Annotated in this window: 18 protein-coding genes; 6 read left to right on the top strand and 12 right to left on the bottom strand. The window is 52.2% G+C overall.

The features are described from left to right. Positions 1-97: 97 nt before the first annotated feature. The 4 genes from ACZ5FM_RS20965 to ACZ5FM_RS20950 are packed head-to-tail and all read left to right on the top strand — an operon-like array spanning position 98 to position 3,374. The gene (locus ACZ5FM_RS20965) at positions 98-979 is read left to right on the top strand and encodes a branched-chain amino acid ABC transporter permease (protein WP_192489236.1); all 882 of its coding nucleotides are present in this window, start codon (positions 98-100) and stop codon (positions 977-979) included. Then, a complete protein-coding gene (locus ACZ5FM_RS20960; RefSeq protein ID WP_464040634.1) occupies positions 976-1,938 on the top strand; it encodes a branched-chain amino acid ABC transporter permease in 963 nt (320 codons plus the stop codon). The genes ACZ5FM_RS20965 and ACZ5FM_RS20960 overlap by 4 nt, the downstream gene beginning before the upstream one ends. Further along, complete coding sequence (locus tag ACZ5FM_RS20955) at positions 1,935-2,672, top strand: ABC transporter ATP-binding protein (RefSeq protein WP_464040633.1); 738 nt, start codon at positions 1,935-1,937, stop codon at positions 2,670-2,672. The genes ACZ5FM_RS20960 and ACZ5FM_RS20955 overlap by 4 nt, the downstream gene beginning before the upstream one ends. 3 nt (positions 2,673-2,675) lie before the next feature. Continuing rightward, entirely contained in the window at positions 2,676-3,374 is a 699-nt protein-coding gene (locus ACZ5FM_RS20950) for an ABC transporter ATP-binding protein (protein WP_464040632.1), read from the top strand. A 20-nt stretch (positions 3,375-3,394) separates the two neighbouring features. On the opposite strand, the gene ACZ5FM_RS20945 is transcribed toward ACZ5FM_RS20950, so the two are convergent. Beyond that, on the bottom strand, positions 3,395-4,129 hold the full coding sequence (locus tag ACZ5FM_RS20945; protein WP_464040631.1) for a hypothetical protein: 735 nt from the start codon (positions 4,127-4,129) through the stop codon (positions 3,395-3,397). Positions 4,130-4,518: 389 nt separating this feature from the next. Here ACZ5FM_RS20945 and ACZ5FM_RS20940 point away from each other — a divergent pair, with 389 nt between their 5' ends. Continuing rightward, entirely contained in the window at positions 4,519-5,742 is a 1,224-nt protein-coding gene (locus ACZ5FM_RS20940; RefSeq protein ID WP_464040630.1) for an FIST signal transduction protein, read from the top strand. A gap of 3 nt (positions 5,743-5,745) precedes the next feature. Next, complete coding sequence (locus ACZ5FM_RS20935) at positions 5,746-8,109, top strand: putative bifunctional diguanylate cyclase/phosphodiesterase (protein ID WP_464040629.1); 2,364 nt, start codon at positions 5,746-5,748, stop codon at positions 8,107-8,109. Between the two features lie 82 nt (positions 8,110-8,191). On the opposite strand, the gene ACZ5FM_RS20930 is transcribed toward ACZ5FM_RS20935, so the two are convergent. The 11 genes from ACZ5FM_RS20930 to ACZ5FM_RS20880 form a co-directional block, all read right to left on the bottom strand. Further along, entirely contained in the window at positions 8,192-11,098 is a 2,907-nt protein-coding gene (locus ACZ5FM_RS20930) for a secretin and TonB N-terminal domain-containing protein (protein WP_464040628.1), read from the bottom strand. 192 nt (positions 11,099-11,290) lie between these two features. Beyond that, the gene (locus ACZ5FM_RS20925) at positions 11,291-12,280 is read right to left on the bottom strand and encodes a FecR family protein (protein ID WP_464040627.1); all 990 of its coding nucleotides are present in this window, start codon (positions 12,278-12,280) and stop codon (positions 11,291-11,293) included. A 121-nt stretch (positions 12,281-12,401) separates the two neighbouring features. Then, positions 12,402-12,926: an RNA polymerase sigma factor gene (locus ACZ5FM_RS20920; protein WP_464040626.1), complete on the bottom strand. Its 525-nt coding sequence runs from the start codon at positions 12,924-12,926 to the stop codon at positions 12,402-12,404. Between the two features lie 252 nt (positions 12,927-13,178). Beyond that, the gene (locus ACZ5FM_RS20915) at positions 13,179-15,782 is read right to left on the bottom strand and encodes a TonB-dependent receptor (protein ID WP_464040625.1); all 2,604 of its coding nucleotides are present in this window, start codon (positions 15,780-15,782) and stop codon (positions 13,179-13,181) included. Between the two features lie 33 nt (positions 15,783-15,815). Continuing rightward, positions 15,816-16,769 (bottom strand): FecR family protein, encoded by a 954-nt coding sequence (locus ACZ5FM_RS20910; RefSeq protein WP_464040624.1) that lies wholly within the window; start codon positions 16,767-16,769, stop codon positions 15,816-15,818. Continuing rightward, on the bottom strand, positions 16,766-17,290 hold the full coding sequence (locus ACZ5FM_RS20905; RefSeq protein WP_275642345.1) for an RNA polymerase sigma factor: 525 nt from the start codon (positions 17,288-17,290) through the stop codon (positions 16,766-16,768). The genes ACZ5FM_RS20910 and ACZ5FM_RS20905 overlap by 4 nt, the downstream gene beginning before the upstream one ends. 224 nt (positions 17,291-17,514) lie before the next feature. Continuing rightward, a complete protein-coding gene (locus ACZ5FM_RS20900; RefSeq protein WP_464040623.1) occupies positions 17,515-18,612 on the bottom strand; it encodes an ABC transporter ATP-binding protein in 1,098 nt (365 codons plus the stop codon). A gap of 9 nt (positions 18,613-18,621) precedes the next feature. Further along, positions 18,622-20,568 carry a glycoside hydrolase family 127 protein gene (locus ACZ5FM_RS20895; protein WP_464040622.1) on the bottom strand — a complete coding sequence of 649 codons (1,947 nt, stop codon included), beginning with the start codon at positions 20,566-20,568 and terminating at the stop codon, positions 18,622-18,624. A 31-nt stretch (positions 20,569-20,599) separates the two neighbouring features. Next, positions 20,600-21,469 carry a carbohydrate ABC transporter permease gene (locus tag ACZ5FM_RS20890; protein ID WP_275642348.1) on the bottom strand — a complete coding sequence of 290 codons (870 nt, stop codon included), beginning with the start codon at positions 21,467-21,469 and terminating at the stop codon, positions 20,600-20,602. Next, the gene (locus ACZ5FM_RS20885) at positions 21,466-22,395 is read right to left on the bottom strand and encodes a carbohydrate ABC transporter permease (protein WP_464041070.1); all 930 of its coding nucleotides are present in this window, start codon (positions 22,393-22,395) and stop codon (positions 21,466-21,468) included. The genes ACZ5FM_RS20890 and ACZ5FM_RS20885 overlap by 4 nt, the downstream gene beginning before the upstream one ends. 173 nt (positions 22,396-22,568) lie before the next feature. After that, positions 22,569-23,813 carry an ABC transporter substrate-binding protein gene (locus ACZ5FM_RS20880; RefSeq protein ID WP_464040621.1) on the bottom strand — a complete coding sequence of 415 codons (1,245 nt, stop codon included), beginning with the start codon at positions 23,811-23,813 and terminating at the stop codon, positions 22,569-22,571. Positions 23,814-23,877 lie beyond the last annotated feature (64 nt).

Here is a 23,877-nt window from a genome sequence, read left to right as displayed (position 1 = left end):
CGTGATTACCTCACATCGAGTTAATTTAACTTTATGCAAATTCATTCAATGCGTTATCCAGCATTGAATGAATTTTGTTTTGGCGCAGGAGCTTGTTTTGGCATTCGGTCCATTTCTGTTACTGGCAACACTGGAAGGTTTGCTGCAAGCGGCAGTCCTGACGCTGACTGCGCTTGGTCTTTCGCTGGTTTTCGGGGTGATGCGGGTGGTGAATGTCGCCCATGGTGAGTTCTTCATGCTCGGTGCTGTCATCGCATGGTGGGTGACGTCCATGCTCGGCCTTCCGCCTGCGCTTGGTTTCGTTGCCGCATTGCTCATCAGCCCCCTCGCCGTCGGCGCCATTGCATATGCAGGTGAAAGGCTCGTGTTGCGACGCCTCTCCTACAATCCCGAGGCAACAATCGTCGCGACGATTGGCATGCTCTACATTATCCAGCAAACAGTCCTTTTGACCTACGGCCCGGATGCTCGTCCGGTAACGGCACCCTTCTACTATCGACTGCAACTGCCATGGTTTGGATATTCGGCCTACAACCTCTTCGTTATTGCCGCTGCAATCATCGTCCTAGCCATCACGTGGTTCGTGCTCACCAAAACCAAAATTGGGCTGATCATGCGCGCAGCACAATTTGACAGTGAAACCGCACAGGCCTTCGGCATTCCAATCGGCAAAGTCTACGGTCTGGTCTTCGCAGCCGGTGCGATGCTAGCCGCGATCGCTGCTGTCTTGATCGTACCCATCCGACAAGCCCACTATCTGATGGGGCTTGATCCCCTGCTGCTGTCCTTCATCGTGGTCATCATCGGCGGACTTGGCAGCATTCGTGGCACCGTAGTTGCAGCCTTGGTGATTGGCTTAAGTGACGGCATTATTTCTATGTTCTTTTCGCCAACACTCGCCAAGATGTTGTCGACGCTGCTTGTTGCACTGGTGTTGGTGTTCAAGCCGGAAGGGCTTTTCGGGGCAAAGACACGATGAACACCGCGCCATCCTTAAAAGTCCTGCTGCTCCATATTGCTGTCATCGCTATCTTCTTCGGCCTGCAGTTTGTTCTGCCGGAGTATCATCACCTTGCCATGACGCGCGTTATGGTGCTGGCCATTTTCGCCATGGGGTACAATCTTCTTTTTGGTTACACAGGACTTCTCAGCCTCGGCCACGCCCTGTTTTTTGCCAGCGGCCTTTATGGTGCGGGTCTTGCAGCCTACCATCTGGAATGGAGCGTGCCAGCCGCATTCCTGTGCGGCATCCTGGCAGGATTTGTTATGTCTCTGTTCATTGGCCTGATCTCGCTGCGCACAACCGGTGTGGCGTTCATGATTGTGACCATGATGTTTGCGCAGGTTGCCTATTTAGCCAGCCTGTATTTTTCGCAATGGACACGTGGTGAGGAAGGGCTGGTTTTACCGCAATCGGCACGCAGCTTCGACCTCGCCGGAGTGACCTTTGATCTGACCGATGCCGCGACCCGCTATAATCTTGCTTTCGTGTTGATGACTGTGGCGCTTTTGATCTGCTTTATTGTCGTGCGCAGCCCGCTGGGCCGCGCAATGATCGCCGTGCGCGAAAACGAACCACGGACGCTGATGCTTGGATATGATACATTCCGGCTGAAGCTTGTGGCACTGATAGTGTCGGGCTCGCTGTCGGCCATGGCTGGCGCAACCTATGCCTTGCTCTTTGCCTATATCGGGTCGTCTTTTGCATCGATACAATATTCCATCGAGGCGTTGTTGTTCACCCTGCTGGGTGGGGCCGGCACCGTACTTGGGCCATTGCTGGGCACCGTTTCGATGTTTTACATGATCGATATCGCCAGCAATTACACACCGGCTTACATGCTGGTGACTGGCATCATGCTTGTCTTTCTTATCCTGTTTTTCCCTCGGGGTATTTTGGGAAGCATCCGTGAGAGGTGGTTGAAGTGGCTGCCATGACGTTGCTTTCAACACAAAACCTGACCCGTCGCTTCGGTGGCTTGACCGCGGTCAACGCCGTGGATTTTGAGATCACGCAAGGTGAAATCCATGCCTTGATCGGCCCTAATGGGGCTGGCAAGACGACCTTTGTATCCCTTTTGTCGGGGCGACTTGCCCCGTCTTCCGGACATGTCGTATTTTCCGGAAAAGACATTACTGCAATGCCTGCATTCGAGCGAGTAAAGCAGGGAATTGCCTACACGTTCCAGATTACCAGCATCTATCCAAATCTGAGTGTCTACGACAATGTGGCGCTTGCCGCTCAAACTGCGCAGCGGCGGAACACCGGGCTGTTCAGCCGAATAGATACCAATCTGCTTTCGACTGATGTTCACGCCGTACTCGAACAGGTTGGCCTTGCACAATACGCCAATGAGACGGCAGGCGCCTTGGCTTACGGTCACCAGCGACTGCTGGAAGTTGCGATGGGGCTAGCCTTGCAGCCGAAGCTGCTGATCCTTGATGAACCGACACAGGGGCTTTCAGACCCGGAAATTGCCAATTTCTGCGGGTTGGTCAAAGCCGTTTCAGGTCAGATCACCACATTATTGATAGAGCACAATATGGATGTAGTCATGCAACTGGCTGACAGAATTACCGTATTGAACCACGGGCAGGTGCTGGCGACAGGAACGCCGGATGACATTCGCGACAACAGCGCAGTGCAAACCGCCTATCTGGGAGGACATTGACCTGTGCTGAAGCTTGAGGATCTCAATGTCTACCACGGCAGCAGCCGCACATTAAAAAGTGTGTCCCTGTCACTTGCCAGCGGCGAAGTCCTTTGTCTATTCGGCCGAAATGGGGCTGGTAAAACAACAACCCTGAAAGCCATTATGGGCCTGTTACCGGCTCATTCGGGCCGGGTGACGTTGGATGATGTGGAACTGACGGGATGGGCAGCGCATGAGGTGCCGAAATGCGGCATTGGTTATGTTCCGCAGGGCAGACGTCTGTTCGCAGAACTGACGGTGGAAGAAAATCTCGAAATTGGCCTGATGGCACGCGGAACGGATCGCGAAATTCTGACCGAAGTATTTCGGTTGTTCCCCATCTTGAAAGAACGGCTGCCACAGGTTTCAGGTACGCTATCGGGTGGAGAACAGCAGATGCTGGCCATGGCCCGTGCCTTGTGCCTCGATCCATCGGTTGTTTTGCTGGACGAACCAACGGAAGGCCTGATGCCTTCAATGATTGCCACCATTCGCGATGTCATCCTCGAACTCAAAAATAACGGCAAAGCCGTGCTGCTTGTGGAGCAACGAATAGAGGCGGTGCTGGCGGTGGCTGACCGTGTCTGCTTTATTGAGAATGGTACGGTTAAGGCAACCATGCCAACGGATGAGCTTTGTGACGACCCGGCCTTGTTCCGTCAATATGCCGGCATCGTGTAACCACGACACCGGCGAGACTATCACGCAACCTCGATAATGAAGGTTTTGCCGTCGAGCAGAATTTCAAGCCGTGCCGGTTCAGCGATTTTGACAGCACCACACAGAGTACCTGTGGTGACAACCTGACCCTTGCGCAGAAAACCGAGTGGCGATGGCGTGCTGTTGGCGTAAGCGATCACACCTGCAACTGGATCGATATCCTGGTGATTTGAAGGCGCATCATAAAGCGTTGCGCCATTGCCCAGAACCTTCAGCGGAGAATCGAATGCCGGATCTTCCAATATGGCACGCGACAGTTCCGGCCCGACTGCGTAAGAAATATTGCTGAGGCTGTCGGCAAGGCCAAGCGCGAAGATACCACCAGCGCCACCCTCGTAACGGCTGCGGACAAACTCCGCACCAATCGAAACAGTGCCGATTGCCGCGACAACCTCTTCCCGTGTCCAGGGCTCACCGCGTGGCGGCAGATCGCTCTGTAGCGTGAAAGCCAGTTCCACTTCCAGTACGATGCCATCGACATACTGATATCTGTCATCACGAATGACCGAAAACAGCGGCGCGCTATAGGTACCGTCTGCCCGCTTCGACAGTTTTAAGCCTTCAAGCGGACGGCCGGAGCGCCGAAACACCTCCGCCTGCACCTTGTACGCCGCTTCAACATCCAGCGGAGCAACGGCGTTGCGGTCCAATGCCTTGCCGTTAGACATGGCGTCAAAAAGAGCGCCAGCCAGCGAAGAATTATCAATAGTGGTCATCGGGTTAAGTCCTGAACTGTAACATGATCAAACAAGGGAAACGGCGCGAAATATCAACACCTCAAAACAGCTTTATGGCGCGCGTTATTGGCAATTGAAGTCCTCCCAATCCTTTGCCTACCTTAAAGTCAATCCTTGATAACACAACACATCGTTTCCACTCTTCACGCCTGCCAACGCCCCGGTCGCTCATCATGGGTTTGTGCAACTGGACATAAAATAGAAACAGATACTTAAGCCTAATCTGAAGTTGGCTAAAATTACACCCGGCGTTTACTTTAGCAAAATACGATAGACGACGTTGTGAGTGGCACTTCACCCATGAACGGCAACACCCCGCTGAATGAATTGGCGATACAGTATTTCAATTGCGCTTGCGGGAGAGCGACATGGATAAAGTCAAGAGCTACACAGCCAATGACCAAGATACGATAGCCGCCTTGGCGTTATTGGCCGAGCAATTGCAAAACCCCGACAACGGAAACGGTCTGGTATTCACCTTCTATGGCTGTGATCACAATGGCATTCTCATTGACGCTTTTTTACAGGAAAATTTCTCGGGCAAAGCGATCATAGGCGGCAGCTCATCGGGCGGACTGATGACCGAAAACGGGTTCTGGGACCAGGATACAGTCGGTTTGCTTGTCCTGGAGGATAAGGCTGGCGAATATGGTGTCGCAGACGGCGCATTCGACAACAACCCGGAAAAGCTTGCGGAAAAAGTTCTCTTGCAGGCGCTGGATAGTTGTAACTGCACCGGCCAATTGCCCGAACTGATCTGGCTTTATCAGACGCCCGGTCACGAGGAAGCAGTCATGCGCGGGTTGCGTAATATCGTCGGCGACCATTGCCCCATCATGGGTGGAACGGCGGCAGATAATGACGTCAGCGGTCAATGGCACCTTCTGGGCCCAAGCGGCGCATTATCGAATGGCTTGGTTATCGCGGTGATGTTTCCATCCTCCCCAATCGGCTTTGCATTTCAGGGCGGTTACGAACCGTCCGGTCCACAAGGCACGGTAACCTGCATTGGCTACCATAGCGCTGGAGAAAGCGGTGTGGTCACCGACGGCGCGGGACGTGATGTCCTGACAATCGATGGTGCGCCCGCAGCCGAGGTTTACAACCGGTGGTCCAACAATGCCATCGCGTCCAAGCTGGACGGCGGCTCCATTCTGGCAGAAACGACAATGTACCCCATCGCCATCAATACCGGCGACATCGATGGCGTCGGTCAGTATCTGTTGATCCATCCGGAATCTGTTTCACCGCAAGGTGGTTTGCGCACCTTCCGGGAGCTGGAAACCGGCATGCGCATTCATGCCATGCGTGGCGACAGACAACAGCTCGTGGCACGTGCAGGACGCGTGGCCGACCATGCGAAACGTAACCTTGAGCTGGAGCATAAGACCATTTCCGGAGCCATCATGATCTATTGCGGTGGCTGCAAACTGGCGGTTGGCGACGATATTAGCGAAGTTGCACGTACAGTTGGTCTTACGCTCGGCGGCACGCCTTTTATTGGCTGCTTCACCTTTGGCGAACAGGGCTATTTGCTTGACAAAAACGTACACGGAAACCTGATGATTTCAGCCGTGGTCTTCGGAAAATAATCGATGCTTCCAACGCGCCCTTTTCTTCCTCGCTTTTCCGGCTTGCAAGAGAGCAACGAGACCTTACGCGAAGCCCTGCTCTCTCTGCATCAGGATCACGACACGCTGCGCCAATCCAGCATTCACCTACAACAACTGCTGGATGCTCTGGAAACACTGCTGGGCATTGAGGAAGATAGCGATCCATTCTCTGTGGTGTTTGCATCGCTACGAAAAGTGTTCTCCTTCTCACATGTGCTGATGCTGGCAGAAGTCGAAGACAGTGATCATAAGAGACTGGACTGCATTATCTCGGAGCGGTCAGAACTTCTGAACTCCCAGTGGCCGGTCGGCGCGCTCTTTGCAAAAATCATGTCGGGCAAGGTTGTTACGACCTTCTCCAGCAAGGGCATTTCGGAGTGGGATTGTGCCGAGACGCATGGACTTTCACGCGAAAGCCCTGTTCTCTACGTGCCTGTGCGCGTGCGCGACAGGCGCGGTATATTGCTGCTGATCCGTGAAGCCAGATCGGAAGGTTTTAGCCGTGACGAAATCGCACTGGCCAGGCGTTTTTCCGTCGTTGTGTCCCACGCTCTCGCAACACGATACGCCAGCCAGAATGCTGCTGAAGGGAGGCGTTTGCGCGAAATGGGAGAGCAGTTGCGCAAAAGCGAACAGATGGCGCAACGCAACTCCAATCTTCTAAAGGAGATTGTGGATGCCCTGCCGGTCGGCGTTCTGGTACAGCACGCGAGTGGTGAACCATTGGTCATCAACGAATTCGCCGAAAAAACCTTTGGCAAACATGCGACACAACTGCCGTCAGCCATTCACCCTGCAAAGGGCATGGGATCTGGCCTTTCGCCAATCCATAGTCTGACAGGCAGCCTGGAACAGGACTTCAATCAGTCGTTTGAATATGAGACCGTCATTGACGGTGAAAAACGTGTGATGCTGGTGAGTTCATCACCGGCCCACATCTTTGATGAGAGTTTGCAGATCACCACATCGATGGACATCACCGGGAGAAAGCGCTCGGAAGACGAACTGCATCACCGCGCCTACCATGACCAATTGACCGACCTGCCCAACCGTTCTCTCATGAAAGAAAAGGTCGAGTGGAAACTCTCGACCATAAAAGAGGGCGAACAGTTTGCACTCGCCTTCATCGACATCGACAACTTCAAGCAGGTCAACGACTTTTACAGCCACGCTCTGGGTGACGAGTTGCTGCTGGCCATTACCCGCCGTATTCAGGATATAATTGGCGAACGCGACATGCTTTCGCGCATCAGTGGCGATGAGTTCCTGCTGCTTATCGGCGATGTGACCTCAGAAGCTGGTGTCACCAAGATCGTCGATGCCATTGTCGATGAATTACGCAGGCCGTTCATGCTGGAAGGCCATGAGGTGTTTTCCTCAGCCTCCATCGGCGTCAGCATCTACCCCCTGCACGGCAATGACTACGAGACCCTACGGCGCAGCGCCGATAACGCCATGTATCGAGCAAAGAGCGCGCATAAGGGTAGTGCCGCCTATTTTGATGACACCATGCGTGACGCGCTGACAGCGCGGATGGAAACCGAACAAAAACTGCGCGCCGCCGTCCGCGATCGTCATTTCAAGGCCGCCTATCAACCAAAGACCGACATTGAAACCGGCAGGATCGAGGGTTTTGAAGCGCTCGTGCGCTGGGTAGAGCCCAATGGTACCATTCATATGCCGGGCAACTTTATCGGCATTGCCAGCGAATTGGGCCTGATTGGCGAGATCACCCATTTCATGTTGGATGAGATCACCCGCGACCTTCCCGCCATGAAGGAAAGGTTTGGTGATGACATCACACTCAGCCTCAATGTTGCCGCGCGCCAGGCCAACTCACCTGATTTCATGCGGCTTCTTCTACAGAGAATTGAAGCTGCCGGAGTCGGTCAAAACCTCATCGTGGAACTGACTGAGGAGGCGCTTGTTTCAGCGCGTTTCTTCCAGAATGACATTTTGCCAAGCCTGCGCCAGCTGGGCGTTCGCATTTCAATTGATGACTTCGGAACCGGTTTCTCATCGCTTTCCATTCTCGCCGACATTGATGCCGATGAATTGAAGGTGGATCGCGCTTTCATCATGTCCATTCATGAACGTCCCCGCAGCCAGGACATTCTGAAAGCTATCGAATCCGTTTGCGCGGCACTCGGCATCGGCATGGTGGCAGAAGGTGTCGAACTGCGCGAAGAGCTGGATTATCTGGCCAAAAACACCAAAATCCGGCTGGTTCAGGGGTACTTCTTCGGCAAACCGGCTTTTCCGGAAACATTCCTGAGCGGCAGCGCTCTATCGAATTTTTTTGAAACGGAAACGCCCGTCAATGATCGGCAAAAAACCTCGAATTAGTTTTCTGATCGGTCCGAAATACACAAAACCGGAAGCGAAAATTCGCCACCGGTTTGCAGATCTTTCCTATGTCTGAAGTCGATCAGAACGTCGCCTTGGCACCAACCCAAACGGTACGGCCAATGCTCCAAGGTCTGGCAATATTCGTTGTTGCATTGCCTGTCTCATTAAACAGGTTGCCAACTTTCATATTGAGCATCAACCCACGATCTTCATTCTTGTAAACTTCGTAACTTGTGGAGAGATCGATGGTGAGCGTTGGAGAAAAGTCGTAATCTTCGTAAATTGCATGCTGTAGTCCGCTAAGCGTGATCGTATCTCCAGTATCTCGCGCACCACGATAGCCCAAATTGTAGTTGGCAGACACATCAACATTCAAACGATTGTCAAACCAACTGCTGGCAAAGCCCGCCTGAAGACGGATCGGTATGTCCATGTTGCCTGTTACCACGCTAAAACCGGCTTCCGAATATGATTGGTCTTTGTACCAAATATATTCATCTGTTAAGTCATTTTCAAAATAGGTATTATTGCTCTTTTCTTGGCGTGACCAAGTGAACGATGCATTGAAAGATAACGCATCAAGCGCTTCAATATTGCCGGTGTCCAGTTCCTTTGAATATTCACCAGATATTGACTGGTAAGAACCAGAAGCGTCATTCGTAAGTTTGTTAACGTATGTCGACAACTTCTCTGTTGCGAACTGATCTCGGCCACGCCTATCTAGAAAACGCAACCGCCATTGACCATCAAACAATGGATCTTTGCCAGAAACTCCAAACGTAATTTCGTCATTATACGGCGTGTCCAATCCTGAAGCTCGGTTTTCATACCCTGCAACAGTTGTCCCTGGTCGCCACCCGCCAACAACACCGCTAGTTTGAGTACGGGTGAAGATCTGGTACCGAGGAATGCGTTCACGAAGGGCGTACGCAAGTGTTGCACCATTGTAGTATCGATTAAAGCCAGCCGCGATCGAAAAATCTTCAAAGGGTGTTACCGTCGCCACGACACGCGGAGCGAGATCAAGATTTTGCATATAATCGTCATAAGACACTCTCAAGCCGGTGCGAACATTGAACCATTCCCAGGTTTGGTCCAACTCAGCATAAACATTAAATTCGTTCAGGCTCTTACGAATATCGTAGGCGCTATAAATTTGCCTGGTGCTGGCAAACTGCTCTGGGCTGCAATTATCCGCGCTGTTACATACGAATCCATCCCCCGCCATCAGTGCCGGGAATGAATAAACAGTCGTATTTGCGAGGTTATACGTGAATTCCTCTGGCCTGCGACGGTAGGCATCAGTGTTTGTGTAAGAGGCTCCAAATGTAAACGAACCAAGGAAAACATCACCAGTCAGCTCTTCGGATAGGCTCCACTGTTCTTGCCCCTGATCCTTGTACCCCCAACCACCTTCGTAACAAGCGGTCATCGTCTTAATCGATGTTGTTCCAGGCTCTTTTTGGCACCAGTCACCCAATTCAGTCGATGACCACAAAATTTCACCGGTGCCGGTGCGGACAACATTTTGATTATAAAGTCTAGCTTCGTTGGGCCCAGCATCATTGAAACTTTTGGACTTTTTATAACTTAGGATAGATTTCAATTTTACGTTGCTAAACGCAACGCCGCCCACACTAAAATCGGTGAAATCATAGTCATGCTGTAATTTGGTTGCCAGACCATCAGACCCCATATTTAAGGGAGTATTACGCCACAGTGTATTTTCCCAAATCTGGCCGTAGTTGTTGTAAATACCTTCGAGGGTAAAATTACCAACATCGGTTTCAGCTACGGCTTGTAGTCTATAAAAATTACTTTCAGAATCTTCTTCTATTCGGCTGGTGTCCACATACCTCTTCGCTCTGTCTTTATGAGTTACAGCGCTTTGCGTGCTATATTGCCCAATAATTGCGATATTTTCCGCAATTGGACCGCTAACAGAAACAGAGGAGCGACGACGAATATAATCATTCCGTGCAACACCATTCGGGTTTAATCCGGTTGGTGTGAGTAGATTGAATTTTGCCCAGTCGCTGGTTGTATAATCAGACGAAACAGATGCTCTCCAACGATCCTTTGACGGACTCTCAAGATCATAGGAGACCACTCCGCCCTGAAAATTGCCGTAACGGGCGGAAGCATTGCTATCGATAACTGTGGTGCCAGACACAAAATCGATCGGCACATATATCGTCTGAGAATGCATCCCAAACATGTTATTAAAGTCGGTACTAAGCGACGTATTCAAATAACTATCTGAGCGAAACTGATCGACACTTCCTGTTAGATTGTTGATTTCCATGCCATTGAGAATGAAATTATTTTCATAGACACGCGCGCCCGAAATCGAAATTTCCTTTGGTTTCAGGTCGATGACCGACTGATCTGTTTCACCTGCATCAGTGTTGATTTCATTTTGGTACTGAACATTCGCCATGTTGCGCAAAACGCTATTGGCGTCACCGCTACCGCCTGTGCGGCCGTTCAATTGTCCGCCGGAAATTGTGGTGGTGCCAGTGTCAGCAATAGAGCTTGTGCCAAGAACAGACTGACCGGATTTTGACTGCACCTGAATAGCCTCAAGCAGGATCGTGCCGTCTGCGCTCACTGCCGCCTGTCCGCCGGCAAGCAATGACGCCGTTTTAGGCCCAGTCATGCGAATTTCAATGCCAGTACCGGAAAGCAGCGTGCGCAACGCCGTCTCAGGCGTCAGCTTGCCCGACACGATAGCCGATTGCTTTCCATCGACCAGAGCCGAGGAATAACCGATTTGCCAACCTGTAGACTTGATGAAACTGTTCAGAGCTTTGCCAAGCGGCTGCGCAGGAATGTTAAAGCCAACCGTTGCAGAGGCAACTGAACCGCTTTGTTGCGCTTCAGCGTCGGCTGACACCGCCATCACCCCTACGTAGCCAAGAATTGTCGACGCAAGAAGCAACGAGACAACATTCTTGCCGCTTCTTTTCCTGCTCTGCACTGCCATTACCCTACTCCTGAACGCCTTTGGCTACGTTAAACGTCACCGGCACTTTGCATCCGCGTGCGGAAGGTCGTTCCAAACAGAGTTTCCGTCCCCCGAAAGCCCTGACACGCAAGGGGTTTTGGCTTCATGCCAGTACCGCCTCATTGCCTTCGACGTTCGAGACTTTTCAATCTCACAAAAAAAGTTGAGAATTTAACGAATGATTATGAAATTACCCGGCAGCGTATCGACTTTGCCGCCTGCAGCGGTGACGATACTGCCAATAGCGCCGACCGCATCATCCGTTCGATAGTTACCGCTCACCGCCACCGAAAGCAGATCTCGGCGTAGAACAAAAACACGTCCGTCATAATAACGTGCGAGATCGCCCAACACAGCTCCGAGAGGTTTGCCTGAAAAAGCAATGCGCCCTTCGCGCCAGGCAAGCATTTCATCCGGTTCAAATGGCTCTATGTCTGAGATGGATTTTTCATCCACGGCCACCATCTGATCGGGCAGCAGCTGCACAGCAATTTGCGCACTGCCATCACGGGTGACATCAACGCGCCCGCGCTCAAGCGCAACCACATCCCGATTTGCCTCGGCACGAACAACAAAGGCAGTTCCCTTCACGGTCACATCACCGAAATGCCCTTTGACCCGAAACGGACGCGAAGCATCATGGACAACATCAAACCATGCCTCGCCCTTGATAAGACGCACACCACGTTGCTGCCCTTGATAGGCAAGCTCGACCGCGCTGTCGGTATTCAGCAGCATGCGGGAACCATCTGGCAAGGTGACTTTCTGCATCTGGCCCGCGACGGTGCGATAATCGGCACTCCATCGAACCATGATTTCCGGATAGGCCGCATATCCGCCGACAAACAGCACCACTGCCGCCGCCAGCGACAACCAGTGAGCGCGCTTTCTCCAAAAAACGGAATAGGCAGGTTTTACAGCACGCAAATCGATTTGCCGCGCATGACGCTGCGACGCAGAAAACAGCTCCGATTCGTGCCATACGCCGGCAAGTTCGGCATAAGCGGCCGCATGGGCTGGATCGCTGGATATCCAGGTATCAAAACCTGCATCCAGTGAGGGATCAGGGACACCGGATTGTTTATGGACGAACCAATCCAATGCGGCGTTCATCACCACATCAGTCTGCAAACCAACAATCTGCGCGTCATTATTCCTCATAAACACTGCCCAAGGGTCTCTTCGCGTACCCACAATGAATCAGACGTTTGAGCGGACCATTTCTCATAAAAAAAAGCAGCCCCGCAACGACAGATTGTCGATTTCGTTATTTCGCGGAACATCATTCCTTGTCCAGCCTCTTTCTGAAATCGTTGAGATGCGCCATGGCATGTTTCATGTCATTGAAGACGGTGTTCTGGGACACATCCAGATGTTCGGCAATCTGTGGGTACGTCCAGCCTTCCACACGGCTCAAGACCCAGACCTGTTGCACACGTTTCGGCAATTTATCGAGCGCTGATTGGTAGGCGCGCAAACGGTCGAGATGGATGACCTTGTCTTCGGCAGACGGTTGATCATCCGCCACCAAATCAATGGCTTCGCCGCTGATTTCACTTGCCTCGTGGGCGCTGCGCACCTTTTTTTGGCGCAGATAATCCAGCGATAGGTTACGTGCCGTTTGCTGCAAAAAAGCCTCGGCATTGAGAAGTGCGCCGGTTGAGACCGCCTTACGAGCACGCAGGTAACTTTCCTGCGTCAATTCCTCAGCGGTTTGTTTGTCACGGACAATGCGGAAAACACTCCACAACAGGGAGTTGCGCGCGCGCAGAAACGCATTGTTCACGTCTGCGGCTTCGTCATCCATAGTGTCAGTAAATCCGTATCAGCAATTCGGTTGTTCATTCGGAGGCAGTGGGATGTAGTTCAGAACCGATCAACAATGAATTACCAATGGCAATTCTTTGTGCCTCTCAACACCACAGACCTACAGTTCAAAAGTGGATTTTAATAATCAGCTTTCCATTAGCCGAACAGAACGTTTTATTCAACAGCCCTATAAACATGAAAACGCGGCAGGAACTGCCGCGCTTTGTAATGATCAATGGTGAGGCTTCAATTAGAATTTTCTGCTGATGGAAATCTTGAAATTGCGACCCGGCATGGCCGTAATACCGTCAGACAGGTACGGTTCGTATCTTTTATCGAAGATGTTATCCAACGCTACATGCACTTCACCACCCTTCATGAGACCCTCCTTCGGCGACCAATCAAGGAATAATCCATGCACTGCATAACCGGCACTTTCAGGACGTGCATACAAGGGTTCTATTTTAGCTGATGTGTGGTTCTGATTGTCTACGAACTTGCCGTTCCAACCAAATGACAGATCGTAATCTACAAGTTTAAAGCCAAACTGCGCATCGGCTGTCAGCGGAAAGAGGTCTTTCGCGTAAGTATCTGAGCCATTTACATCACTAAGTGAGCCATTGCGACGGCCGTTCATCCAGGACACACCGAGATCCGCAAACAGAATATCATTCTCGTAGTGTGCGGAAGCTTCAACACCCCAGATCTTGAAGGCGGGCGTATTCCAATAGAATGGAACAGAGGCATAAGCTAAACCGGCGAGGTTCTTGGTACCCGTGCGGCGGTTAACCGGGTTACTGACGCGGTTGTAGTAGCCTTCCAGACCAACAGTCAGATTGTCACCGTCACTCAACAAGTCGTCAAACATCTGGTTGATCCCGATATTGACGTTATTGTTGCGCTCGACATCGAGATCGCGGGATGTCTTCGACGCCTTTGTATCCACGCTTTGCGTCGAATAGATTTCATCAATATTCGGCGTACGCATTGCGTAAGCCCAGTTGGCGTAAAGTTTGGTCTCCGGTGTAACATCCCAATCCATGCTCAAGGCAGGCGTGAAGCCATCATGCGATATCGCTGAATAATCATGACCGGCAGCTGGATTATTATAACGTGGCGCCAGGTTCGGCACACCTTCTGACCGCACATGATCATAACGCAAGCCAGGCGTTATCTTGAATGTATCGGTAATTTTGATCTCATCGCGGAAAAAGGCTGAAATCGTTTCTTGCGTACCTTCGGGCAAAATCCATGGCGCATAATAACCATAGTTATAGCTTGGATCGGTAGCTCTCCCCTTTTCAAACATCCATACATCTCGGTCGTGATGATTATATTGGATGCCGTAATTGGCCATATGCGACAGGCCACCCAGTTCAAAATTCGAGGTATTCTCCGCTTCGAACTTTATGTCGGTATATTGTGTGTCATTCTCATTACCACCCAAAGAGCCTGATGGGTTAAAACCAGGAATAGCTGGACGTGTTCCGTGCTGTGAGGTGGAAGAATAACTCACCATTGACTTGAAATTCACCAGGTCACTATCCCCGGTATAGCTGTACTTCAGTGTTGAGGTGAAATCTTCTAGCTCACGCCAAGATAGCAGCCTAAGTCTGGCTTGCTCATAACCATATGTTTTGATGGAATAATCTGACAATGACAGTTGACCGCGGATAGCAGCAGGTGGGCCCCAATTTGCTGACGTGCCGTAAACCACGGAACCACGCAATTCATGGCCGTCGTATTCGGCACCAGCATTTGCCGTGAATGTTGCCAACTCGTCATTTGAGGCATCGTACACCTCGCCTCCGCCGACGCGCATATTGTCAGATTTGCGCCAAGTCGCTGATACGAGGCCGTCATAGGTTATCGGACCACCAAAGTCTGACATGCCGTAGAGCGTGCCTGTTTCGACAAATTGCTTATTGGCTGTTTCGTATCCGGTCTTCCCCCAGAAACCCCAGCTCTTACCCTGGCGCAGCATATCCTTGGCTGTCTTGCTCTCCATGGAGACAGTGCCACCAAAGCCGCCGTTGCCATATCGTACAGAGGTCGCGCCCTTTTGCACTTCCACCCGCTTCAGCAGTTCAGGATCAATGAAAACAGTGCCCTGATCGTATCGCTCGAAGTTTTTAGGAGCACCATCCAACAGAATACGCACGTCAGACTGACGGGTAAATCCACGCATCGCAACCGTCTGGCCTTCCAATCTTACGCCACCGGTACCACTGACACCGGGTATCTTCGAAAGGAGATCTCGCACTGACGAAGATTGCGCGCGTTCGATAGCCTTTGCATCCAGTTCAGCCGTGTTAAGGCCGGGGTTGGTGAAAGGCGCATTGTTCATGACGGTGATCGTCTGCAGATTGGTCGCGTCGCTATCCGCCGCGGAGGTGACCGTGCCTGGAATCTGCAGCTTGACCGTGGTTTCGCCAATGAAATGATATTGGATGCCAGTTCCAGACAGCAATCTATCGAGCGCATTGCGAGGCGACATTTTTCCGGCCACCGGCCGGTTTTTGAGTCCACTGGCGACAGAGGCATCAAAGATCATTTGCAAACCGGATTGCGACGCCAGTCGGTTCAACGCACTTGCCATATTAACAGCCGGCAGATCGACGCGAACCATATCAACTTGCTGGGCATATGCCGGCGAGTCCGGGCTCGTGAATGCGACGCTGCTAAACAGCAATGAAAGAAAGATACCGGACCGGCTCATATGTGTCATATTTCTAGCTCTCCATTGTGCAGGATCATCTGCACTTGTCCCGGATACGAATGAGCTTTCGGATTTGGGATACCCAGAGAGATTTTTTTGTAGAAAAACGTTAGTGTCTGCCTGAAAGTCGTTCACCTTCCATATTCAAGCCATTGAAAATATTGAACACTAGTGGAGCATCGTCAGATACGGTCCCAACCGCGTTACACCAACATCGAAAGCAACAGTCAGATCATGCAGAACAGCTTGCGGATCAGCGAGATCAAAACTTCCGGTAATGCGCCGCTCACCAATCTTTGCTCCTGCAATGACGATGCGGCCAGGAAGATAACGTTCCAGTTCAGCAACAACGGAGGAAAGCGGGCGGTTTTCAAACACCAGTCTGCCCTGTCGCCAAGCCGCGATTGAAAGTGGATCTACCGTTTCTATCGAACCAATTGACCCCTCCGCGTCATATGCAACCTTCTGGTTCTCCTTGATGCGGATGGACCGATTGGCATCTCCCGCCTCTACCTGCACGCTGTGCTCAAGCACGGTGACATTGGTGCCATTTTTCGACATTTCGACGTCGAAGGCTGTGCCCAATGCTGTCGTTGTTCCGCCATTTGCCTCGACAACGAAAGGTCTCATCTTGTCAGCAGCAACTGTGGCGAAAACCTCGCCCTTCAACACAACAACCCGGCGCTCAGACGAACTGAATTTGAAAGAAACCGCCGTATCGGCATTCAATATCAGCTCTGATCCATCAGGCAGATTGAGCGTTTGCCTTTCAGCCGTGCCGGAGATGGCGTCCGCTTTTAAGCGCAATGGCATATCAAGCGCAAAAAATGCTCCGGTCATCATTGCTAGACAGAGCGACAGTGCCACCGATCGACCCGTGGAAGAGCCCGATTTGCGTGTGGACGCAGTGTGAACAAAGGCAGGATCGCTTGATAACAGACGGGAGGCATCTCCCATCAGACATCGAACAAGCTCGTAAACTTCTGCGTGACGTGGATCACTTGCGACCCAAGCTTCAAAATCGGCATTGAGTTTCATATCATCGGGGGCATCATGCAGTTTCAGCAGCCAGTCAATTGCCTGCTCACGAAGCTTACCTATGTTTGGCTCATCTGCCGTCATAGTGTGTCCTCCAACGCGTGAAGGCAATGGAGATAAGCCTTCCTCAAATGACGATCGACCATGTTGCGGGAAATTCCCGAACGCTGTGCAATTTCATCCGATGTCAGATTGGCGATGCAGCTGGCCAGAAACACTCTTCTGCGCTCAACCGACATTTCAAGGATGGCTTTGTGCAACAGGCCAAGTCGGTATTGCCTGTCTGCAAGCGCTTCTGCGTCCGGCAACTCCGCAGCAACCGACATGGCCTCGAGTTCGGTCCCATTAAACAAACGGCGCTCAAGCCTCTCTCTGCGAAAGCGATCAATTCCAAGATTAATACACGCCCGCATCAAAAATGCCTTGAGAGATGCACGCCCCTCCAGTGCCTTTGGGTTGCCGGTCAGCCGAAGATAGAGATCATGAACGATCTCATGCGCTACCGGTGGTGCATGACCATGACGACGCGCAACAAGGCACAATTCCTGATAATAGGTTTCCATTGCATCATCGAGCGTAACGCGCGAGGCAGGTTTATCCCACATGATCTGGCCTTAGTTGGCTTGGAGAAGTCCGCGAGGCAACGCGGTTGGCATGCGTTTAACGGATCGGGGTCAGCAAGGCAATAAACATGACTAGAAAAATCATATTATCTTGTAGCGACCACCTGCAACTTTCTCCGCTAATATCGGGATAAACAACGAAAACCCCACGGTCGCCCGACCGTGGGGTTTTGATTTGACCTAGAACTCTAAGTGATGCTGTTACCTCAGTTTGCCAGTGAACGGCCTGTCTCGGCATCGAAAAGATGCATCTGGTTCATGTTGAGGGACAGCGGCATGACAACCCCTGCCCGCAATCCATCCTGCGGTTCAATGCTGGCACAAAGACCTGCCGCACCAACATTAAAATAGATCATGGTTGAAGCACCGAGCGGCTCGACCAAATCAATCGTGACATCGACTGGAACATAACCTGGACGTTCCTGCCGTGCTGAAATGGACTCGGGGCGAATACCAAATGTCACCGCCTTGCCAGCAAGAGACATGTAACGGGCGGCTTTCTCCGACGGCACGGCAAGTCGTTTTCCGTCTTCCAGAACCACAAACAATCCATCGGTCCCGCCTTCCAATCTCGCCTCGAGAAAGTTCATTGATGGCGAACCAATAAAGCCTGCGACAAATTTACTGGCCGGATTGAGATATAGCTCCTGTGGTGGACCTGCCTGTTCGACCAATCCCTGGTTCATCACCACGACCCGGTCAGCCATTGTCATCGCTTCGATCTGATCGTGGGTCACATAAACTGTCGTGGTCGGCAAAAGCTGGTGCAGCCGCTTGATTTCAGTGCGCATTTTCACACGTAATTTGGCATCAAGGTTCGACAAGGGCTCGTCAAACAGAAAGACCTTGGGGTTGCGCACGATGGCGCGACCCATAGCAACGCGTTGCCTCTGGCCACCTGAAAGCTGGCCAGGGCGACGATCCAGGAGATCACTGATATGTAGTGTCTCCGCGGCCTGTTTGATGCGTTGTTCAATTTCTGGCTTTGGCAGGCGCTGCTGCTCCAGGCAAAAGGAGATATTATCGCGCACGGTCATATGCGGATAAAGCGCATAGTTCTGAAACACCATGGCGATATCGCGCTTGCCCGGGCCAAGTTTATTGACCACCTGATCATCGATAATGATCTCACCGCCGGAAATATGCTCCAGACCGGCGATCATTCGCAACGTCGTGGACTTTCCGCACCCGGACGGACCTACAAAAACCACGAATTCCTTATCCTCGATCTCGAGATCAATGCCGCGCACAGCCTCGTAGCTTCCATAGGATTTGATGACGTTTTTAAGCTGTAATCTTGCCATCGACCGCTCCTACTTCTCAGCCAGCCAGACCTGCATCGCACCTTCGTCACGATTGGCCCAGAGATGATATGGAATTGCCTTGAAAGACCGGGTTTTCAGTTCGGCCGGTGCGGTGCGATAGAGCGTTCCTTTCCAGGACGATGTGTCTGCTTCCAGCGCATCTCCCTCAAGTACCGTTGCGCCGCCTAAGAGGTCCGCATCGAAACGCGGGGTAATGCTGGCCTGTGGCGTTACGCGAAGCTGCTGCGGTTCGCTGCCAAGATCGGCTTGCTCAACACAATAGACAACCGGACCACGTCGCAGGGCAATACGACCGGCATCTTCACCAACAGCCGGATTGGCATAAAGACGCTCCACCGGCATATCGAAGGAAAGGCGAATTTCATCGCCATCCTTCCACGCACGAGAAATCGAGACATACCCCTTCTCGGTAGATGAAGTAATGTCGACACTCTCGCCGTTAATGCTGACCTTCGACGAACGGCACCAGCCGGGAATACGCAACTTCAGTGTAAATGTGCTTGTGGCAGACAGGCCAAGTGACAGTTTGATATCGCCATTCCACGGATAGGCGGTTTGCTGCCGCAAACGTAGGAAACTGTCTCCGATTGTCAGTTCAGAGCTATTTTCACCGTAGAGATGAACCGCCAGCGTCTCTTCGTTGGCGGAATAAAAATACTGACCAAGCGACGCGATAAATCGTGCAATATTGGTTGGGCAGCAAGGGCAATAATGCCATTTCCAGCGGCGATGCTGTCCGTGGCTTTCCAGTGCATTCTCATAGAAATAATGCTCGCCATCCCGCGAAATGCCTGACAGCGCACCATTAAACAACACTGTTTCCAGCGCATCGGTGAACTTGCTGTCAAGATCGATCTGCGCCATGCGGTGGCTCCAGAAACCAAGCGCGACAGCCGCGCAGGTTTCAGCATAAGCCGTTTCATTGGGAAGATCATATTCGCGGGTAAACCCCTCGTTTGAGGCCGATGGCCCAAGACCACCGGTGACGTAAAGCTGGCGACCCGTCAGATTATCAAACAGGCGATCACAGGCATCTTTCAGGCTCTGGTCGTCATTTTCATAGGCAAGATCCGCCATGGCAGAAAACAGATACATGGCGCGCACGGCGTGACCGACCACCTGGGTCTGTTCACGCACCGGCATATGCGCCTGGCTGTAAGCATAGGTCTGGTAGACATATTTTGCCGGATCATCACCGCGCTTGCGCGCCTCTTCGTCATAATAGGACGGCATCTGGCCACGCTCATCGACAAAATAGGTGGCGAGTTTCAGGTGGCGCGGATCCTTGGTGACGCGGTAAAGCTTGACCAGCGCGAGCTCGATTTCTTCATGGGCATCGTAACCGCGCAACTTGCCCGGCTCTGTACCGAAAGTATCGGCAATATGATCGACTGCACGTATCATTACATCCAGAAACTTGCGTTTGCCGGTTGCTTCAAAATAAGCGACGGCACCTTCCAGCAAGTGCCCCATGGAATACATTTCATGCAGGTCACGCAGGTTGGTCCAGCGGTTTTGAGGTTCTCTGCGAATGAACCAGCTGTTGAGATAGCCATCGGCCATCTGTCCCTGCTCCAGCTTATCGACAATGGCATCGATCTTGGCCTCCACATCCGGATTAGGGTGTTTTTTGAGCGTATAGCTTGCAGCCTCTATCCATTTTCCGAAGTCGGAATCGAAGAAATGCTGCATGGAAAGGCCGCTCGGCTGGATCGGACGGGCAAGAGGACCGGCAGGCTTGTCGAAATCCAGCACTTCAAGAAAACCTTCTTCTTCAAGGCGCTTGTGTTGTGTAGGAATGGTGACGTTGCGAACAGTGTCTGACCAGCTTTTCCAGAAACCGCCGTCAAAAGAAACGCTTGAATGATCAACCGGGACCAACCGCTTGAAACGGCGCTCTGACTGGCTGGCGGTCTGTTTGAGAGATGAAGACATAAGAACTCCTTATCGCAGGGTCACTGCGGATTTACTTGACGGCGCCAGCGGTCAGGCCGCGCACATAATAACGTTGCAAAGCGAGGAAAAGCAGGATGCACGGCACCATGGTCACGGTAATACCGGCCTGCAGCGCCCCCCAATCGATGATGCCGTAAATGCCCGAGGACACATTGACGAGCATGATGGGAAGCGTGAACTTGTTCTGGTCCGACAGGAAAATCAGCGCCGCCAGAAACTCGTTCCACGAATTGAGGAATGCAAACATCGCAACGGTTGCCACGCCCGGCAGCGCGAGGGGCAGCAGGATGCGACGCAACAGCGTCCATTGTGACGCGCCATCAATACGCGCCGCCTCGATCAAAGCGCCGGGCACCGCATCAAAGGCATTGCGCATCATGAAAATGGAAAACGGCAGCTGGAAGGTCGTATAGACCAGCACCAATCCGAACAGGTTGTTCTGCAGCCCTAAAAACTTCAGGATCAGGAACAGCGGCGTCAGAATGGACTGGAACGGGATCATCATCGTTGCCATGACAATTACAAAGATCAGCGACTGTCCGGGAAAGCGGAATTTCGAAAACCCGTAACCGGCGGGTACAGCCACCAGGACCGTCAACAAAATTGTGCCAAGCGCGATCAGGACGGAATTGCTGGCATAGACATACCAGCCAGCCCCGACGCCTTCGAGACGACGATAGTTCTCCAGCGAGAACGCTTTTGAAAACAGCGCCACCGGATTGGCCAGCGCCTCAGCCGCCGGTTTAAACGAATTGGCGAAAGACCAGATGATCGGCATCAGGAAAAAGATGGCGAACAGCAGCGAGACCAGAACGAAGGTGATGTGGCCCAGCCGTTCCGCGACGGTTTTGTCCTGACCGTTGGAATAAAAAATCTTCATCGACCTTCCTCCGGACGTTGACGCATGAAGCTGAGCTGGATGGAACTGATGGCGACGAGAACAACGAGCAGCGCGAAAGACAAAGCTGAACCGTAACCAAGCCGATATGACGAGAACGATGCCAGGTAGATGGAAAACACTGCCGAAATGGTACTGTTGCCCGGTCCGCCCTGCGTGATGATGAAGAACTGGTCAAAGGCCAGCATCGACGATGTTATGTTGAGAATGAGCGCCAGAAGCAGCGAATTGCGCATCAATGGCAATGTAATTCGGCGAAACCGGCTGAACACACTTGCACCATCGATCTTGGCAGCCTCGACGACATCAGGCGATATGCTTTGCAAACCGGTCAGCAGAATGACCATGGTGAAACCGGCGGTCTTCCACACAACCATCAAAATGATCACCGCAAGAGCCGGCCAGAAATTTTCAAGCGGGCGCGGCGCGCTATCGACAAGGCCAAGCCCCAACAGGAGCCTTGAAAATACGCCACTGTCGGGATTAAGCAGCCACATCCACAAGGTCGACGCGGCGCCAAAACCCGTCACCACCGGCATGAAATAAACCGTGCGGAAAAACGATGCGCTGCGCAACGGCCGGTCAACCAGCAATGCCAGCGGGAAAGCAACAAGCAGGATCGCAGCTGTTACCAATACTGTGTAGAGCAATGTGAACCCAAGCGAGTTCCATAGCTGCGTATCGCCCATCAACTCGACATAGTTTTCAAGGCCAATGAACTTCTTACGGCCAAGCAATGGCCAGTGGTAAAGGCTCATCCACACGGTCATGATGAGCGGAATGAGAAACAGCCCGATGATAAGCACCATACTGGGCAACAGAAAAACAAGCCCGAGCCAGCCGCGTGGCTCGCGTTCATGAACGCCGGTTTTGTCGGAACTCGCTTCTTTGGTCGGGAACTTGGACACCACGGTGCAAAGTCCTTCTCTAAGCGTGAATGGATTGCGTCAGATCATCTGGTCCAGATCGCGCTGCCTGAACCAGAATGTCCGGTCGGTATTTCGCCATCAACAAACGAGGCGAAACAAACTTTCAATTCATTGGGAATGGGCCGGCAGACATCACCGGCCCTGCCCTCATGTCACGGATTGGTACGCTCAAGGATCTTGGTAAACTCGTCCTGCGCCTTCTTGATCGAACCATCGACATCGTCACCGAAGATCGCACTCTGAATAAGATTCAGGAATGGACCGGTGCGGCTGACGAACAGCTCATCCGACGAGAAAGTATAAGGCGTCTTGGCCTTTGCCAGCACGTCATAGGCAATCAGGTTACGCTTGTCGAACTGGGCGTAGGCCTGGTCGGCCACATCAGTACGCGGCGGCATGCCGGATTCCTTTGTGATGTAGACCTGCTGCTCAGGCTGCATGTAGAAGTTGACAAAATCCAGTGCCACTTTCTTCTTTTCCTCACTGACACCCTTAACGAGGGCCAGAGTATCGCCGCCAGCAAAGCTCGAAACGCCACCCTTTGGACCAGGGATCGGCGCAACATCAAATTTCACATCGGGATATTTGCTGGTCAAAAGATTGACGATGTAGGAGCCGGTCATGAGAACGCCGACCTTGCCCGACGCAAAAGCTTCAACGGCGTTATTGCCATTGCCCGAACGGGATGTCGGATGAATGGCCCCAGCCTTCCACATGTCGCGATAGGCGGCGAAGGTGTCACGCAATGCCGGTGTATCGACCGTCGCTTCACGTCCATCTTCGGAGAGAATATCCGCATTTGCCGCCCACAGATGCGGCAAGAAGTCGTAAATCAGCCAGCTACCGGAGTTTGCGACAAAATAGAAACCGTAGGTATCATTACCAAGGGCGTGGATTTTTTTGGCAGACTCAGCGACTTCCTCAAGGGTGGTAGGTGCTTTCTTCGGATCAAGGCCAGCCTTTTCAAACAATTCGGTGTTGTAAGCGATGATTGAGGCATCTGGCAGTGCAGGCACGCCATAAATCTTGTCCTCATAGGTCGCCAGACGAATATGTGACGGGCTCAAAGCGTCAGCGTAAGGCAGCCCCTTCACGAAGTCAGTGATGTCCTCAAGGCTTTCATTGGCAGCAAAGGTCGGCAGGTAGATCAGGTCAAGCACAGCACCATCCGGCGGTGCACCACCGGCAAGGGCAGCACCCAGCTTTGGCACCATCTGCTCTGCCGTGATTGGTGTTACGATAACCTTGTCATCATGGGCTGCATTATACTGATCTGCCAGCCCCTGAAGTACTGCTGCAGATGACGTACGCACCCACAGTGAAATCTCTTCCGCACTTGCGATAGACGTGGATGCTGCAAGCGAAAGTGCCGCGAGCATGAGTTTGGTCTTGTGCATCGCATTCCCCTTTTGGTTGTCGTCAAAACCCTTGTCCGGTTGACGTGAGGGAAACGCTATTCTA

The organism is Agrobacterium sp. 5Ca50 (assembly GCF_055381905.1).
Note: the sequence above shows the minus strand (reverse complement) of the source record. Positions and strands in the feature narration are given on the sequence as shown.

Excerpts from the sequence above, each read along its gene's own strand:
- ACZ5FM_RS20920 (WP_464040626.1), bottom strand. The coding sequence starts at position 12,926 with ATGGATGACGAAGCCGCAGACGTGAACAATGCGTTTCTGCGCGCGCGC.
- ACZ5FM_RS20945 (WP_464040631.1), bottom strand. The coding sequence starts at position 4,129 with ATGACCACTATTGATAATTCTTCGCTGGCTGGCGCTCTTTTTGACGCC.
- ACZ5FM_RS20880 (WP_464040621.1), bottom strand. The coding sequence starts at position 23,813 with ATGCACAAGACCAAACTCATGCTCGCGGCACTTTCGCTTGCAGCATCC.
- ACZ5FM_RS20940 (WP_464040630.1), top strand. The coding sequence starts at position 4,519 with ATGGATAAAGTCAAGAGCTACACAGCCAATGACCAAGATACGATAGCC.
- ACZ5FM_RS20930 (WP_464040628.1), bottom strand. The coding sequence starts at position 11,098 with ATGGCAGTGCAGAGCAGGAAAAGAAGCGGCAAGAATGTTGTCTCGTTG.
- ACZ5FM_RS20890 (WP_275642348.1), bottom strand. The coding sequence starts at position 21,469 with ATGAAGATTTTTTATTCCAACGGTCAGGACAAAACCGTCGCGGAACGG.
- ACZ5FM_RS20960 (WP_464040634.1), top strand. The coding sequence starts at position 976 with ATGAACACCGCGCCATCCTTAAAAGTCCTGCTGCTCCATATTGCTGTC.
- ACZ5FM_RS20955 (WP_464040633.1), top strand. The coding sequence starts at position 1,935 with ATGACGTTGCTTTCAACACAAAACCTGACCCGTCGCTTCGGTGGCTTG.
- ACZ5FM_RS20895 (WP_464040622.1), bottom strand. The coding sequence starts at position 20,568 with ATGTCTTCATCTCTCAAACAGACCGCCAGCCAGTCAGAGCGCCGTTTC.
- ACZ5FM_RS20905 (WP_275642345.1), bottom strand. The coding sequence starts at position 17,290 with ATGTGGGATAAACCTGCCTCGCGCGTTACGCTCGATGATGCAATGGAA.
- ACZ5FM_RS20925 (WP_464040627.1), bottom strand. The coding sequence starts at position 12,280 with ATGAGGAATAATGACGCGCAGATTGTTGGTTTGCAGACTGATGTGGTG.
- ACZ5FM_RS20910 (WP_464040624.1), bottom strand. The coding sequence starts at position 16,769 with ATGACGGCAGATGAGCCAAACATAGGTAAGCTTCGTGAGCAGGCAATT.
- ACZ5FM_RS20935 (WP_464040629.1), top strand. The coding sequence starts at position 5,746 with ATGCTTCCAACGCGCCCTTTTCTTCCTCGCTTTTCCGGCTTGCAAGAG.
- ACZ5FM_RS20900 (WP_464040623.1), bottom strand. The coding sequence starts at position 18,612 with ATGGCAAGATTACAGCTTAAAAACGTCATCAAATCCTATGGAAGCTAC.